At 72.6% G+C, this 14,055-nt stretch carries 12 protein-coding genes and 1 tRNA gene; 10 read left to right on the top strand and 3 right to left on the bottom strand.

What is annotated here, in order from left to right:
- The first annotated feature begins 19 nt into the window (after window positions 1–19).
- Together ACFMQL_RS06040 and ACFMQL_RS06035 are read left to right on the top strand one after the other, a co-directional pair.
- Entirely contained in the window at window positions 20–655 is a 636-nt protein-coding gene (locus tag ACFMQL_RS06040) for a hypothetical protein (RefSeq protein WP_364059549.1), read from the top strand.
- Window positions 656–682: 27 nt separating this feature from the next.
- Window positions 683–3,670, top strand: a complete 2,988-nt coding sequence (locus tag ACFMQL_RS06035) for a BTAD domain-containing putative transcriptional regulator (protein ID WP_378784871.1) — start codon at window positions 683–685, stop codon at window positions 3,668–3,670.
- A gap of 105 nt (window positions 3,671–3,775) precedes the next feature.
- On the opposite strand, the gene ACFMQL_RS06030 is transcribed toward ACFMQL_RS06035, so the two are convergent.
- Entirely contained in the window at window positions 3,776–4,504 is a 729-nt protein-coding gene (locus tag ACFMQL_RS06030) for a BTAD domain-containing putative transcriptional regulator (RefSeq protein ID WP_364058270.1), read from the bottom strand.
- Window positions 4,505–4,693: 189 nt separating this feature from the next.
- On the opposite strand from ACFMQL_RS06030, the gene ACFMQL_RS06025 reads away from it, so the two are divergent.
- The 4 genes from ACFMQL_RS06025 (at window position 4,694) to ACFMQL_RS06010 (ending at window position 7,069) form a co-directional block, all read left to right on the top strand.
- Window positions 4,694–5,509, top strand: a complete 816-nt coding sequence (locus ACFMQL_RS06025) for a hypothetical protein (RefSeq protein WP_378784869.1) — start codon at window positions 4,694–4,696, stop codon at window positions 5,507–5,509.
- A 112-nt stretch (window positions 5,510–5,621) separates the two neighbouring features.
- Window positions 5,622–5,918 (top strand): hypothetical protein, encoded by a 297-nt coding sequence (locus tag ACFMQL_RS06020; protein WP_364058264.1) that lies wholly within the window; start codon window positions 5,622–5,624, stop codon window positions 5,916–5,918.
- 27 nt (window positions 5,919–5,945) lie between these two features.
- Window positions 5,946–6,743: an exodeoxyribonuclease III gene (locus tag ACFMQL_RS06015; RefSeq protein ID WP_378784867.1), complete on the top strand. Its 798-nt coding sequence runs from the start codon at window positions 5,946–5,948 to the stop codon at window positions 6,741–6,743.
- A 92-nt stretch (window positions 6,744–6,835) separates the two neighbouring features.
- Entirely contained in the window at window positions 6,836–7,069 is a 234-nt protein-coding gene (locus tag ACFMQL_RS06010) for a hypothetical protein (protein WP_364058258.1), read from the top strand.
- A gap of 109 nt (window positions 7,070–7,178) precedes the next feature.
- Here the strand turns inward: ACFMQL_RS06010 and ACFMQL_RS06005 are convergent, their stop codons facing one another.
- Both ACFMQL_RS06005 and ACFMQL_RS06000 read right to left on the bottom strand, forming a co-directional pair.
- A complete protein-coding gene (locus tag ACFMQL_RS06005) occupies window positions 7,179–8,117 on the bottom strand; it encodes a cobalamin biosynthesis protein (protein WP_364058256.1) in 939 nt (312 codons plus the stop codon).
- A complete protein-coding gene (locus tag ACFMQL_RS06000; RefSeq protein WP_364058253.1) occupies window positions 8,101–8,892 on the bottom strand; it encodes a phosphotransferase in 792 nt (263 codons plus the stop codon). Before ACFMQL_RS06000 ends, ACFMQL_RS06005 begins: the two co-directional genes overlap by 17 nt.
- 307 nt (window positions 8,893–9,199) lie before the next feature.
- On the opposite strand from ACFMQL_RS06000, the gene ACFMQL_RS05995 reads away from it, so the two are divergent.
- The 4 genes from ACFMQL_RS05995 (at window position 9,200) to ACFMQL_RS05980 (ending at window position 14,003) form a co-directional block, all read left to right on the top strand.
- A complete protein-coding gene (locus ACFMQL_RS05995; protein WP_364058250.1) occupies window positions 9,200–9,973 on the top strand; it encodes a ZIP family metal transporter in 774 nt (257 codons plus the stop codon).
- A 54-nt stretch (window positions 9,974–10,027) separates the two neighbouring features.
- Window positions 10,028–10,101, top strand: a tRNA-Arg gene (locus ACFMQL_RS05990).
- Between the two features lie 441 nt (window positions 10,102–10,542).
- Window positions 10,543–10,713, top strand: coding sequence for a hypothetical protein (locus ACFMQL_RS05985; protein WP_378784865.1), 171 nt, complete (start codon window positions 10,543–10,545; stop codon window positions 10,711–10,713).
- Between the two features lie 335 nt (window positions 10,714–11,048).
- Window positions 11,049–14,003 carry a helix-turn-helix transcriptional regulator gene (locus tag ACFMQL_RS05980; protein ID WP_378784863.1) on the top strand — a complete coding sequence of 985 codons (2,955 nt, stop codon included), beginning with the start codon at window positions 11,049–11,051 and terminating at the stop codon, window positions 14,001–14,003.
- Window positions 14,004–14,055 lie beyond the last annotated feature (52 nt).

The raw sequence follows: 14,055 nt of genomic DNA, 5'->3' as shown, positions 1-14,055 counted from the left end.
TGCCTAGGCTAGCCGTGTGCTGACACTCGACGAGGCCGTCGGCGTGACGCGGACCGGCGACCTGTGGGTCTTCCGCGGGCGTTCCGTCCCCGACCGCGCCATCCAGACCGTGACCAACAGCCCGGTCAACCACGTGGGCATGGCCATCGTCATCGACGACCTGCCGCCCATGATGTGGCACGCCGAGCTGGGCAAATCGCTGCTCGACCTGTGGTCGGGCAGCCACCACCGCGGGGTGCAGCTGCACGACCTGCGCGACGCGGTCACCGTCTGGGCCGACCGCTACGGCCAGCGCGTCTGGCTGCGCCAGCTCGACCCCGAGGCCACCCCCGAGATGGAGGACGCCGCCCTGCGCACGGTCGCCAGGCTCGACGGCACCCCGTTCCCCTCCACCGCCAGGCTGGCCGCCCGCTGGGCCAGGGGCCGTCTGCCCGGCCGCGCCTGGCGCCGCCGCCGGCAGCAGGCCCTGGAGAGCGCCTACTGCGCCGAGGTGGTGGCCGTCACCTACGAGGAGATGGGGCTGCTGCCCGCCGGGCGGCGGCCCAACTGGTACGACCCCGGCAAGTTCTGGAGCGGCGACGACCTGGAGCTGTTGCTGGGCCGCCGGCTGGGCAACGAGATCACCGTGGGGGTCGAGCGCACGCGTCAGCGATGATTCGGCCGGCCGTTATGCTCGGTCGGGATGGACATCCGCGTGCTCGGCCCCGTGGAGGTGCGCGACGGCGGGGCTCCGGTGCCGGTCGAGGGGGCGCAGCAGCAGTGCGTGCTCGGCGTGCTGGCGGCGCGGCACGGCTCGCACGTGCCGGTCGGCCTGCTCATCGAGGCGCTGTGGGAGGGCGAGCCGCCCAAGACCGCGAAGACCATCGTCCAGCTCAAGGTGTCGCGGCTGCGCAAGGCGCTGGGCGACCGCATCATCACCACCAACGCCGGCTACGCGCTGGTCGCCCGCGATGACGAGGTCGACCTCGCCCGCTTCCGCAGGCTGGCCGCGCAGGGCCGCGCGGCGGGCCGGCCCGACCTCGCCGTCGCCGCCTGGGAGCGGGCGCTCAAGCTGTGGCGCGGCCGGCCGCTGCAGGGCGTCGGCACCGACTGGGTCGAGCAGCGCGTGCGCGCGCCGCTCGTACGCGAGCGCTGGGACCTCGTCGAAGAGCACGCCGCCGCGCTGATCGAGCTGGGCCGCCACCGCGAGGTGCCCGCCCTGCTGCAGGAGCTGCGCGACGAGGAGCCGCTGCGGGAGACGCCGCACGCGCTGGCCATGACCGCGCTCTGGCACGACGGCAGGCCCGCCGAGGCGCTTGAGCTGTTCCACGAGGTGCAGCGGCTGCTGGCGGGCGAGCTCGGCGTCGATCCGGGACCCCGGCTGCGCGACCTGTATCAGCGCATCGTCGAGGGCCACCGTCCCGTCGTGCCGCGCCAGCTCCCGCGCGACGTGGCCGGGTTCGTCGGCAGGCGCAAGGAGGCCGAGCGGCTGCGCGGGCTGCTGCGCGACGGCCGGGTCGCGGTGGTGACCGGTGCGGCGGGCGTCGGCAAGTCGGCGCTCGCCGTGCACGTCGGGCACCAGGTCGCCCCCGACTACCCCGACGGCCAGCTGCACGTGGACCTCGGCGGCCACGGCAGAGGCGAGCCGCTGCCGCCCGAGCGGGTGCTGCCACGCCTGCTCGGCGCGCTCGGCGTGCCCGCGCCCACCGGCGCGGCCGACCAGCTCGGCCTCTACCGCTCCACGCTCGCCACCCGCCGCGTGCTGCTCCTGCTCGACAACGCCGCCGACGCCGAGCAGGTACGCCCCCTGCTGCCCGGCGGCTCGTCCTGCGGCGTCATCGTCACCAGCCGTGACGCGCTGCGCGGCCTCGCCCTGCAGGGCGCCCAGAGCGTACGGCTCGGCACCTTCAGCCCGGAGGAGTCCCGCGACCTGCTCGCCGACCTCGTGGGCTCCGGCCCGATCGCCGCCGACCCCGAGGCCGCCGCCGAGCTGGCCGACCTGTGCGGCCACCTGCCACTCGCCCTGGCCATCGCCGGGGCCAACCTGCTCGGCAGGGCCGGGCTGCGCTCCTACATCGAGGAGCTGCACGCCGACCGCCTGAACACCCTCGCCGTCGAAGGCGACCCGCAGGCCACGGTCGCCGCCGCGTTCGCCGGCTCGTACGCGGCGCTGCCGCCCGACGCCCAGGTGCTGTTCCGGCGCTTCGGGCTGGTACCAGGCTGCGACTTCACCGCGCGCTCGGCCGCCGCGCTCGCCGGCACCGACCCGGCCACCGCCACCCGGCTGCTCGCCGGGCTCGCCTCCGCCCACCTCGTCGAGGAGCACGCGCCCGGCCGCTACCGGCTGCATGACCTCGTCGCGCTCTACGCCCGCGAGCACTGCGCCGACGGCGCCGACGACCCCGCGGGGCTGCACGCGTACTACCTGCACACCGCACGCGCCGCCGCGCGCCTGGTCGCGCCCACGATGGAGCTGTTCCCGCTGGCCGCGGACGACCCGCCGCCGTGCGCCGCCGCAGAGGAGTTCGGCGGCGTCGCCGCCGCCCGCGCCTGGTTCCTGGCCGAGCAGGACAACCTGCTCGCGGTGATCGAGCAGGCGCGCGGGCGCACGCTGTGGCGGCTGGTCGAGGTCCTGCGCGCCTTCATGTACGGTGGCCACCCCACCGGCGTGATCATCAAGCTGGCCGCCCGCGCCCTGGCCGCCGCCGGGCGCGCGGGCGACGTCGCCGGACGGGCCGGCATGCACCACACCCTGGCCAACGCCCACTACCTGCAGAACGAGCCCCGCCAGGCCGTGCACCACTACGAGGCGGCCGCCCGCCTTTACGACGAGGCCGGCTGGCAGACCGGCAGGCTCGCGGCGCTGACCAACATCGTCGCCGCCAGCGCCAGGCTCGGCGACCTGCACACCAGCATGGAGGCCCACGAGCGCGTCATCCGGCTGTGGGAGCGCCTTGAGCCGTCGCTGAAGCTCGCCGCCACGCTGGAGAACTACGCGATCAAGCTGCTGTGGGCCGGCCGGCCGCGCGAGGCGCTGGAACGCCAGCTCCGCTCGATCGCGCTGCGCCGGTCGCTGGAGGAGCCGCCCGGCTGGGAGGCGCGGGCGTACTCCGTGCTCGGCGACGTCCACCTCGCGCTGGGCGACCTCGACGCCGCCGTGCGCTTCTTCGAGCAGGCCCTGGAGCACGCCCCCGGCGCGCAGGTCTCCGGCACGCTGGCCAGCGCCGCCATGGCGCACCACCTCAAGGGAGACGCCGCGCGCGCCGCCGGACTCGCCCGCCGGGCCGTGACCGCCGCCCGCGAGCGCGGCCTGAACGGCGAGCTGGCCGAGGCCCGCGCCACGCTCGCCCGCGTGGACCGCACGCTCGGCCTGGACGAGCGCGTCGCGCTGCTCACCGAGGTACTGGCCGAATACCGCGAGCGCACCCACCCCTACCTGGAGACCCGCTCCCGCCTGTGGCTGGCCGAGGTGCTGCTCGAAGGCGGGCGGGCGGAGCAGGCCGCCGGGCACGCCCGCGAGGCACTCGACGCGGCCGTCCGGCACGGGATGCGGCGGCTCGAAGGCCAGGCGCTGACCGCGCTGGCGCGGGCCTGCCCCGAGCGGATCGGCGACGCGCGCAGGGCCGTGGAGCTGCATCGCGCGTACGGGCACCGGCTCGACGAGAGCGCCGCGTCCGACGTGCTCGGGTGACCGTGCGGCTGCGGCGCTCAAGGCTGCTTCAGGGGCCGGCGCTGCTCAGGGCTGCTTCAGGGGGCGGCGCTGCTCAGAGCCGCGGGCTGAGGAGGGCGGTGCTGCTCAGGGCTGCGGGCTGAGGAGGGCGGCGAACGTGTCGCGCAGCTCTGGGCCCGGGTCCACGCCCAGCTCGTCGGCCAGCGAGCGGCGGGTGCGGTCGTACAGCTCCAGCGCCTCGGCCTGCCGTCCCACCCGGGAGAACGCCGTCATCAGCAGCGACACCAGCCGCTCCCGGTGCGGCTCCGCGGCCACGACAGCGCGCAGCGGGGCGATCGCCCGTTCCGGACGGCCCAGCCGCAGCAGCCGACGGGCCAGCTCCTCGACGGCGGCGAGCCGCGCCTCCTCCAGCTCGATCGCCGCCAGCTCCAGCGCCTGACCGCCCCCTGGCCCGCCGAACGCCGGGCCCCGCCACAGCCCGAGCGCCTCCTCCAGCAGCTCGGCCCCTTCGACGTCGTCGGCCCCCTGCGCGGCGGCGATCAGGCCGCGGAAGCGCAGCGCGTCCACCTCGTCAGGGTCGGCCAGCAGCACGTAGCCGGACGGCGTGGTCTCCACCCGCGCGCCGAAGAGCGCGCGGCGCAGCCGATAGACGTGTCCCTGCACGGTGACCCGCGCACTGGCCGGGGGAGCGCCCTCCCACACGGCGTCGATCAGCCGCTCCACCGGCACCGGACGATTGAGGTCCAGCAGCAGCGCGGCCAGGACGAAACGACGCTTACGCGGCCCGAGATCCAGGCGGCGTCCCCCGACACCTGCGTCAATGGACCCGAGCAGGCGAAACTCCATGCGATCCATCCAGGACAGCATGCGGCATGCCGCTAAAACCCGGCTAAACGCCGCTCAGGCGGGGTTCGTACCGGATCGCGCAACCGCGCTCACCTGGGCGGACGGCGCGCACCAACGGAACGCCAACGCCTTGTGTCAGCTTCTTGGCTTCACCTTTCCGTCTGAAAGCTTCTCCGTCCGAAGAGGAAGAGAGGAACGTTGATCACCAAGAAGGCCGCGATGGCCGCCATGGCGGGCGCCCTGCTCGCGGCGCCGGTCGCCGTCACCGTCATGGCGCAGCCGGGCGCCGCCGCCACCAACGCCGCCACCAACGCCGCCACCAACGCCGCCACCAACGCCGCCACCGTTCAGGCCGCCGCCAAGGACCGGCTGCTGCCCGGCCAGTGGCTGCTGCCCGGCCAGTCGCTGACCTCCGGCCGGTTCAGGCTCGTCCAGCAGGTGCAGGGCAACCTCGTGTTCTACGAGGGCACCAAGGCGCTGTGGACCTCGCCCACCTCGGGCAACCCCGGCGCCCGCACCACCATGCAGAAGGAGGGCAACCTCGTCATCTACGGGGCCGGCAACAAGCCGCTGTGGTCCACGCCGACCGCCGGCAACCCCGGCGCGTACCTGCTGCTGCCCAAGGAGAGCGGCAACCTTGTGATCTACTCCAAGGACAACAAGCCGCTGTGGTCGTCGAAGGCGTACATCGGCAAGCTGCCCTCCGGGCACGTGCTGCGCCCCGGCGAGACCGTCCAGTCCTCCAACGGCCGCTACAAGCTCATCCAGCAGGACGAGGGCAACGCCGTGCTGTACGACGGGCAGCGCCCGCTGTTCACCACGCCCACGGCCGGGCACCCGGGCGCGCGCTCGATCATGCAGCGCGAGGGCAACTGGGTCGTCGTCGACAAGAACGACAAGGCGCTGTGGACCACCAAGACTGCCGGCAACCCCGGCGCGTGGCTCGCGGTGTCCAACGACGGGCGGATCATCATCTACTCCAAGGACAACAAGCCCCTCTGGACCAGCCGCTGATCGCGTCCGCGTGACGACGCCGGGCGGTACGCGCCGCCGCCCGGCTCTTCCGGATCGGTCCTCGCCGCGAGATGCTTCTGCAGCGAAGATCACGATTCTCTCTGGGTGCCGGATGACCGATCCGATCAAGCGCGTGCCGTTCGACGTGGAGAGCTACCAGCGACGCTCCCGTACAGGGCCGTGCTTCATCTGCGGGATCGTGAGCCGCGATCCCAGCCAGCCGGAGGAGATCATCTACGAGGACGACGAGCACATCGCGTTCCTCGCCCGCTTCGCCGCCCTGCCGCCCGGCGTGCCGTACGAGCGGCAGCAGTACCACGCGCTCATGGCGGAGAACGGCGTCGTCGAGCACACCCCCGAAGAGGCCGCGGCCCTCGCCGCGAAGATCCGCAAGGCGCTCCCGTCCTGAGGCCGCATCGCGTGGCAGGCTGGGAGAATGCGCCTGGCTACCTGGAACGTGAACTCGGTCAAGGCACGGCTGCCCCGCCTGCTCGACTGGCTGGCCGCCGTCGAGCCCGACGTCGTCTGCCTCCAGGAGACCAAGTGCCCGGCCGAGGCGTTCCCCGCGGCGGAGGTGGGCGCGCTCGGCTACGCCGCCGCCGCGCACGGCGACGGCCGCTGGAACGGCGTCGCCGTGCTGTCCAGGATCGGCCTGGACGACGTGACGCCGAGCTTCCCCGGCGAGCCGGGCTTCGCCGAGTCCGAGGGGGTCGGCGCCGCCCGCCCCGAGGCCCGCGCGATCGGCGCCACCTGTAGCGGGCTGCGGGTCTGGTCCCTGTACGCGCCCAACGGCCGCGCCGTCGACTCGCCGCACTACGCGTACAAGCTGGCCTGGTTCGCCGCGCTCGGGGACGCGCTCGCCGCCGAGCTGCCCGCCGGGCCGCTGGTCGCCTGCGGCGACTACAACGTCGCACCGACCGACGCCGACGTCTGGGACCCCGCCCTGTTCGTGGGCTCGACCCACGTGACGCCACCGGAGCGCCAGGCCCTGGCCGAGCTGCGGGAGCTGGGGCTGCACGACGTGGTGCCGACGCCGATGAAGGGGCCGCACCCGTACACGTACTGGGACTACCGGGCCGGGATGTTCCACCAGAACAAGGGCATGCGGATCGACCTCGTCTACGCCAGCGCCGACGTGGCGGGGCGGGTGCGGTCGGCGTACGTGGATCGGGAGGCGCGCAAAGGGAAAGGGCCGTCCGATCACGCGCCTATCGTGGTGGATTTGGAGGATTAATCACGGTCGCGAAATGAGGCCGGGCGAGTAGTCTTTGCGTTCACACGTCTCGGGGGACACAAGAGTTTCTTTGAACCACAGGGGGTAAGCCCGTGGAACCTCAAGACGGCCGGATCATCCTGTTCATCCTCGTCGCCATCGCCCTGTTCAGCCTCGGGCGCCGTTTTCAGACGATGCTCATGTCGCGGCAGGCGTTGAAGCAGACCACCAAGCAGCTCACGGCCAGGAAAGCCGTCGCGCAGAACGCGACGAAGTCGATGATCGGCGTGACGCTTCTCGTCGTCTTCGTGATCTGGCTGGTCGTCAACCTCAACCGCACGATGTGACGGCTCAGAGCCGGGTGAGGCGGCGGATCGCCCGGGCCGCTCGGGGTCGGTGAGGCGGCGGACCGTCCAGGCCGCTCGGGGTCGTGAGGCGGTGGATCGCCCGGGCCGCTCAGGGCCGGGCGAGGCGGCGCAACGCCCAGGCCGTGACCACGGCCGCCCCCGCGGCGGCCAGGCCCACCGCGCGGGTGAGCTTGACGGCCCGCCGGATGTCCGCGACCCGCGGCTTCGGCCCGTCGCCCATCGTCGGCCGCTCCTCGGTCCTGCCCTCGTAGACGTTCGTGCCGCCCAGCGTGACCCCCAGCCCGCCGGCGAACGCGGCCTCGCAGCGGCCCGCGTTCGGGCTCGGGTGGCGGTGGCCGTCCCGGCTCAGCATCGCCCGCGCGCCGCCGGGGTCGGGCGCGGTCAGCACGGTGAGCACACCGGTGAGCCGCGCCGGCACGAAGTTGGCCAGGTCGTCGAGCCGGGCCGCCGCCCAGCCGAACCGCTCGTACCGGGGTGAACGATGCCCGATCATGGCGTCCAGCGTGTTGATCGCCCGGTACGCCAGCAGCCCCGGCACCCCCGCGACCGCGCCCCAGAACAGCGGCGCCACGACGGCGTCGGAGGTGTTCTCGGCCAGCGACTCCACCGTGGCCCGCGCCAGCTCGTCGGCCTCCAGATGCCGTGGGTCGCGCCCGCACAGGTGCGGAAGGCGGGCGCGGGCGCCTTCGAGGTCGCCGCTCTCCAGCGCGTCGGCCATGTACTCGCCCTCCCTGGCGAGCGTGGTGCCGCCGAGCACCGCCCAGGTGGCCAGTGCGGTCAATCCCGTACGTACGGCGCGATGCGGTGCGATCCGTACGGCCAGCACACCGAGCGCCGCCGCCCCGCCGACGCACGCCGCGACGTGGACGGCCCCGCGCGCCCGGTCGTCGGCGTACAGCACGCCCTCCAACCGCCCGGCGGCCCGCCCGAACGCGGCGACGGGATGTGCGGGGCTTTGCGGATCGGCCAGCAGCCGGTCGAGAGCCACGCCGAGGGCGAGGCCGAGAGGATCACACCAAACGCGCATGAAGTTCATCTTCGTGCACATCCAGCCATGCCGTGGCACGCCGGATGCGCTCGCCCGCGCCGCTCGCCCACATCTTCGCCCAGTTGCCGCCGGCGGCGGCGCGGGTGCGCATCACGGTGTACGAGCGGTGGAAACGCAGCCTGGCCAGCTCCAGCAGCCGCCGCCGGTCGCGGGGCCGCAGGCCGTACGCGTCGCAGAACAGCCTGAGCCTGGCACCGACGTCGACGGCGCGCAGCAGCGGCGCGCGGTCCACCGGGTCGGCGATGGGTGCCCAGTGGCGCAGGGTGGTGACGATGTCGAAAAGGCGGGTGGTGGGGCGGGCGAGGTCGAAGTCGATGAGGGCGTAGGGGGTGGAGGGGTCGTCCTGGTGGAAAATGACGTTTTCTGGCGTCAAATCGCAGTGGCCGATGATTTCTGGGGCTTTGTCGTCATTCGAGCCCCCTTCCCAGCCGTCCATCGTGAGCGGGAAACCGGCGGTCGCATCATGAAACCGCCGCAGCAACCTCGCGAGCCCGGCCAGCGCCTCATCGCTCGCGCTCTCCACCCGCAGCCCGGTCCTGCCCGGGAGAAAGGTGAGGATCTCGCGCCCGAACCTGTCGAACCCCAGCACCCTCGGAGCCCCGTCGAACCCGGCCGCCTCAAGGTGTCTGAGCAGGGCGTGCACGGCGGGCGTCGACGTACCGGCCGGTCTGCGTACGGTGTCTCCGACGCGCACCACCCCGTCTGTCACGTCCCCGCCCTGCAGGGGAATCTCGTGCAGGAGCGTCGCGACCATGCCACGACAGCTTAGACCCGGACCGAGGCCACCCGCCCGGACTTTTCCCAACCCCGCCGCCATGCCTGGGCCGTCTCGTGCGCGCGTACGGTGAGGCCCGGTCCGGCCGTGGTGCGGCTCGTTCCCCGGCGTGCGGTGAGGTCCGGTCCGGCCGTGGTGCGGCTCGTTCCCCGGCGTGCGGTGAGGTCCGGTCCGGCCGTGGTGCGGCTCGTTCCCCGGCGTGCGGTGAGGCCCGGTTCGTCCCACGCTCGCCCGTAACATGCCGAACCAGGCCTCACCCGCCCCCGGCCCGTTACCCTGCGTCCTCATGCCCATCCTCCTGTCGCTGGCGGCCGTCGTCATGACGCTGCTGGGCGGGATCGTCGCTCACCAGGTCGGCAGGCAACGCCACCTCGTACTCGGATTCGCCGCCGGCGTCATGCTCGGCGTGGTGGCCTTCGACCTGCTCCCCGAGGCGCTCTCACTGGACGCGTACGACGTGCACGGGGTGCCCGTGCCGATGCTCGCCCTGGCGCTCGCGTTCCTCGCCATCCACGTCGTCGAGCGGTCGGTCGGCATGCACGCCACCCACGAGTCCGACTACGCCACCCACCACCACGCCCACGCCCCGCCCGTGCCGCACAACGCCGGGACCCGCTCCCGCCCCGGCGTCGGGCTCACCGCGGGCGCCACCCTCGTCGTCCACAGCCTCCTGGACGGGGCCGCCATCGGCGCCGCGTACCAGACCGACGCCTCCTTGGCGGTGGCGGTGGCGATAGGCGTCATCGCTCACGACTTCACGGACGGGTTCAACACGTACACGATCACGTCCCTGTACGGGAACTCCCGCCGCCGCGCCCTCACCCTCCTCGGCCTCGACGCCCTCGCCCCCGTCGTCGGCGCCGCCCTCACCATCCTCCTCGCCATCCCCGACGGCATCCTCGGCGCCTACCTCGGCCTTTTCGCCGGTTTCCTCCTCTATCTCGCCACCTCCGATATCCTCCCAGAGGCCCACACGCCCCGCCGCGCCACCGGCTGGACGCTCACGGCCACCGTGCTCGGGACGCTGTTCATGTGGGGTGTGATCGGCCTGACAGACTGACACGAGGAAAACGTGTGCGTGACATGTCGCCGGATCATGCACAATAAGGCGGGAGCGCCCTTAGCTCAGCTGGATAGAGCACCGGACTTCTAATCCGACGGTCGCAGGTTCGAATCCTGCAGGGCGCGCTTTGACCAGGTTCCGACCTGCGGTTTTGCGGATTCGGACGCGTTGTAGAAGTTTCGCTCAGTGATGCCGGCGTCCTGATCGCCGGTGCGCCGGCCCGGTGGGAGCACCAGCAAGACCGTCTGGCGGCGGACCTTGGCCGCCTTCCTCCACTCGGAGCGCCTGCAGGAAGTCATCCCGGTGCGAGGTGTTGACCGCACCTGCTGATCGTCTCAGAACCTAGGCGGCTCAACGCGAACTCAACAAGGGCTCAACACCGGGCGGCCTACGTTCTCCTCATCCGCAAGCGGACAAAGGAGGAGGGGATATGAACATCACCGCCAAGCTCGGCACCGCCCTCGTCGCTGGTGCGATCGGTCTGGGGGGCCTGACCGCCGCGCCCGCGCAGGCCACCACGGCCCAGGCCTGCCAGCTGCGTCAGCGTCACGCACTGGACGACCAAGATGACCCACAAGGTGCAAGTCCTCAACAACTGCAGTTACTCCGTCACCTACCAGGTCAAGCGGCGCGGGCCGGACTCCGACTGCCTGACCCTGGCCCCGTACCAGCACCGCATCTCGTGGTGGCAGCGCTGGGGCCGCCAGTACCAGGGCATCCGCTGGTGGTGCGCCTGACGCTGACGGGAAGGGGCGCCTGCGATCCGGCGCCCCCGACGGCTACAAGGACGTCAGGGCGGGCGTGGCGCAGGGATGGCGTGAGCCCGGCTGGAGGCGAATCCGTCCGGCACAAGAGCGCGATCGGTCGTCCTCCACCCGCCCGCCCCACGCACTGGGCGCGAGGAGACCTGGCAATGTCCCGATCGCCGGATCGACGGGGCGTCACGAGCCCCGCGCATGACCGGACCGGGCCGCTGCTCCGACCGGGAGAGCGGGAGTACCCGCAGCTCACGATGTGAAACGCGGGCAGGTGAGAAGTTGCGCGCGAACGTCGAAAAGCGAGAACATCTCGCATGCTCGACCCCTTGCCCGAGGACGATGGGACTTCACCGACGGTCTCTGCGCCGCAGTTCGTAGGTCGTGATCGGGAGTTGGCGGCGCTACGCGTCGCCTTGGCCCGGCCACCGGCGATCGTGCTGGTCGAGGGTGAGGCGGGGATCGGGAAGAGCCGGCTGCTGCGCGAGTGGCTGGCCGCACCGGACGAGCGCACCGCCTTGGTCTCGGTGTGCCCGCCGCTTCGCGAGTCGCTGACGTTGGGGCCGATCGTCGACGCGTTCCGTGGGATCGACCGTCCGGTGTCGCGATTGCGGCTCACCGAGCTCGCGGGTGCGTTACGGCCCCTGTTCCCTGAATGGTCCTCGGACCTGCCGCCCGCATTGCCGCCTTTGAACGATGCGAAGGCGGCACGGCATCGCCTGTTCCGCGCCCTGGACGAGCTGCTGCGGGCTGCGCATGTCGACGTTCTCGTGGTCGAGGACGCTCACTGGGCCGACGAGGTGACCTTGGAGTTCCTGCTGTTCGTCGCCTCTCGGCAGCAATCGGACGGGCCGAGCCTCGTGATCTCCTATCGGCCGGAGGAGGTGGACGCGGGATCGCTGTTGCTGCGGCTGACGTCCCGGCTTCCTGCCGGCGTGACCCAGCTGAGGATCGCCCTGGCGCCGCTGCCACCCGGCGACACGGCGGCGCTGGTGTCCTCGATGCTGGACGGCAACCCGATCTCGCAGGAGTTCACGACGTTCATGCATGAGCGGACCGGCGGGATTCCGCTGATGCTGGAGGAGTCGGTCCGCCTCATGTGCGACCGCGCCGACCTCGTCTTCCGCGACGGACAGTGGGTCCGGCTGAAGCTGCGCAAGCTCCAGGTGCCGCCGACGGTGCGCGACTCCACCCGGGAGCGGGTGGGCCGTCTGTCGCCGGCGGCGCAGCAGGTGCTGCGAGCCGCGGCCACGCTGGCCGAGCGGTCATCGGTGGCCACGATCGCGATGACCGCCGGTCTGTCACCGGCCGCGTGCCGAGGTGCCCTCGCGGAGGCGGCCGAGGTCGGCGTCCTGGACGGAGACGACCACGGCCAGTGGCGATTCCGGCACGCGCTGGCCGCCATGGCCGTCTACGAAGCGATCCCGCTGATCGACCGCAGGCACTTCCACCTGCGGGCCGGCCGGGCCTTGGAGGGCGTCCATCCGCTGCCTGTCGCACGCCTTGCCCACCACTTCCGCGAGGCGGGCGAGACGCGCTCCTGGGCGCGGTACGCCGAGCAGGGTGCCGAGCTGGCCATGGCCTCGGGTGACCACACCAAGGCGGTCGACCTGCTGGTCGATCTGCTGTCGTGGTCCGAGCTGCCACCGGCGGATCGGGCACGGGTCGCGCGCATCGCCGGAGTGGCCGCACTGGGCCGTCGCGAACCGGTGGACGAGGTCTACCACCGCGTGATCCGTACGTTGCGCTCGGTGCTGGAGACGCCCGGTCTCTCCGCCCGCCAGCAGGCCGAGATCCGTAACCCCCTGGGCCGCCTCCTGATCATCGGGGGCGAGGCGCAGGCCGCGCTCAGCGAGCTCGAGCAGGCGGTGACCAACCTCGACCATGACCCGGTCGAGGCGGCACGGGCGATGACGTATCTGGGCTGGGCTTATGCGGGACCGTGGCCGGCGTCGACCCACCGGCGCTGGCTGGATCGCGCCGCCGAGCTGGCCGCCGACGTCGACTCTCCCGCGGAGCGGCTGAACCTGGCCGGCAACCGAGCCGCCGCGCTGCTCATGCTCGGCGAGGAGGAGGCCTGGGATGTCGTCGCCGGCCTGCCCGTCGACGGCGCGACCTCGGCGGAGCGTCTCGACGTGGCCCGCATCCACACCAACGTCGGCACCGGCGCGCTGATCTGGGGCCGGTACGCCGACGCGGAGAGACACCTCGCCGTGGCCATGCGCCTCGCCGAGGCCGAGCAAGCGTCCCGGCTGCAGAACAACGTCCGGCTCGAACAGGCCAACCTGGCGTGGTTCACCGGCCGGTGGGAGGGCCTGGCGGAGGAGAGCGCGGCGCTGGCCGACGCCGACCGGGACCGGCCGGCGCTCTACCTCGGCAGCATCCGCCTCGCGGCCCGGCTGGCCGCCGCGGAGGGACGGCGGCGCGCCGCGGTGGAGCAGTTCCGGCTGGTCCTTGAGGAGTCCGCCCGTCTCGGCGCGGCCGACGACACGATGGAGGCCGCCGCCGCGCTGGCCAGGCTGTGGCTGACGGACGGAAACAGCGGCCGGGCGCTGCAGATCACGAACGAGCCGATGGACACGGTCCGGAGAAAGGGCATCTGGATCTGGGCGACGGACCTCGTCCCCGCCCGGATCGAGGCGCACCTGGCCGCGGGCGACCTGCGGGCCGCGACACGCCTGGCCGACCAGTTCGCCAGAGGACTGCGGGGCCGTACGGCGCCCGCGCCGCGCGCCGCCCTCGCCGTGTGCCGTGCGCTGCTGGCCGCCGCGGACGGAGACCACGCCCGCGCGGCGAGGGCGTACGACCGGGCGGCGCGCGCCTGGGACGCGTTGCCGCGCCCCTACGACGCCATGCTCGCCCGCGAGCGTCAAGCCGAGGCGCTCATCGCGCAAGGCCGGATCGAGCAGGGCCGGGAGCTGCTGGCCGCACAGTACGAGCAACTGTTCAGGCTCGGAGCCCGCGGCGATGCGGACCGGGTCGCACAGCGGCTTCGCGAACACGGCGCCGAGGTTCCGCGATTGTGGCGCGGCGGCCGGCGGGGATACGGCGACCGGCTCTCACCTCGTGAGCTCGACGTGGTCCGCCTGGTCGTCGCCGGCAAGACGAACCGGGAGATCAGCCGGATCCTGACCAAGTCACCGGCCACGGTGGATCAGCAGTTGCGTGCGGCGATGCGCAAGCTGAAGGTGAACTCCCGAACCGCGCTCGCCGTTAAGGCCGTAGAGTCCGGAGTGTTCGCAGAAGAGGATTCCTCCGGCGATTCGTCATGAAAAATAACGTATCCGCCGTATAGCGAAGGTCGCTGGCCCGCCCGAGCATGGC

The sequence above is a fragment of the Nonomuraea fastidiosa genome, assembly GCF_042751225.1.
Lineage (GTDB): Bacteria > Actinomycetota > Actinomycetes > Streptosporangiales > Streptosporangiaceae > Nonomuraea > Nonomuraea fastidiosa.
The sequence above is the reverse complement of the archived record's forward strand: the minus strand, read 5'-3'. Positions and strand labels throughout refer to the sequence as shown.

Bases quoted from the DNA above. Each gene is read 5' to 3' on its own strand.
- ACFMQL_RS06035 (WP_378784871.1), top strand. From the start codon at position 683: ATGGACATCCGCGTGCTCGGCCCCGTGGAGGTGCGCGACGGCGGGGCT.
- ACFMQL_RS06030 (WP_364058270.1), bottom strand. From the start codon at position 4,504: ATGGATCGCATGGAGTTTCGCCTGCTCGGGTCCATTGACGCAGGTGTC.
- ACFMQL_RS06020 (WP_364058264.1), top strand. From the start codon at position 5,622: ATGACCGATCCGATCAAGCGCGTGCCGTTCGACGTGGAGAGCTACCAG.
- ACFMQL_RS06015 (WP_378784867.1), top strand. From the start codon at position 5,946: ATGCGCCTGGCTACCTGGAACGTGAACTCGGTCAAGGCACGGCTGCCC.
- ACFMQL_RS06005 (WP_364058256.1), bottom strand. From the start codon at position 8,117: ATGCGCGTTTGGTGTGATCCTCTCGGCCTCGCCCTCGGCGTGGCTCTC.
- ACFMQL_RS06000 (WP_364058253.1), bottom strand. From the start codon at position 8,892: ATGGTCGCGACGCTCCTGCACGAGATTCCCCTGCAGGGCGGGGACGTG.
- ACFMQL_RS05995 (WP_364058250.1), top strand. From the start codon at position 9,200: ATGCCCATCCTCCTGTCGCTGGCGGCCGTCGTCATGACGCTGCTGGGC.
- ACFMQL_RS05985 (WP_378784865.1), top strand. From the start codon at position 10,543: ATGACCCACAAGGTGCAAGTCCTCAACAACTGCAGTTACTCCGTCACC.
- ACFMQL_RS05980 (WP_378784863.1), top strand. From the start codon at position 11,049: ATGCTCGACCCCTTGCCCGAGGACGATGGGACTTCACCGACGGTCTCT.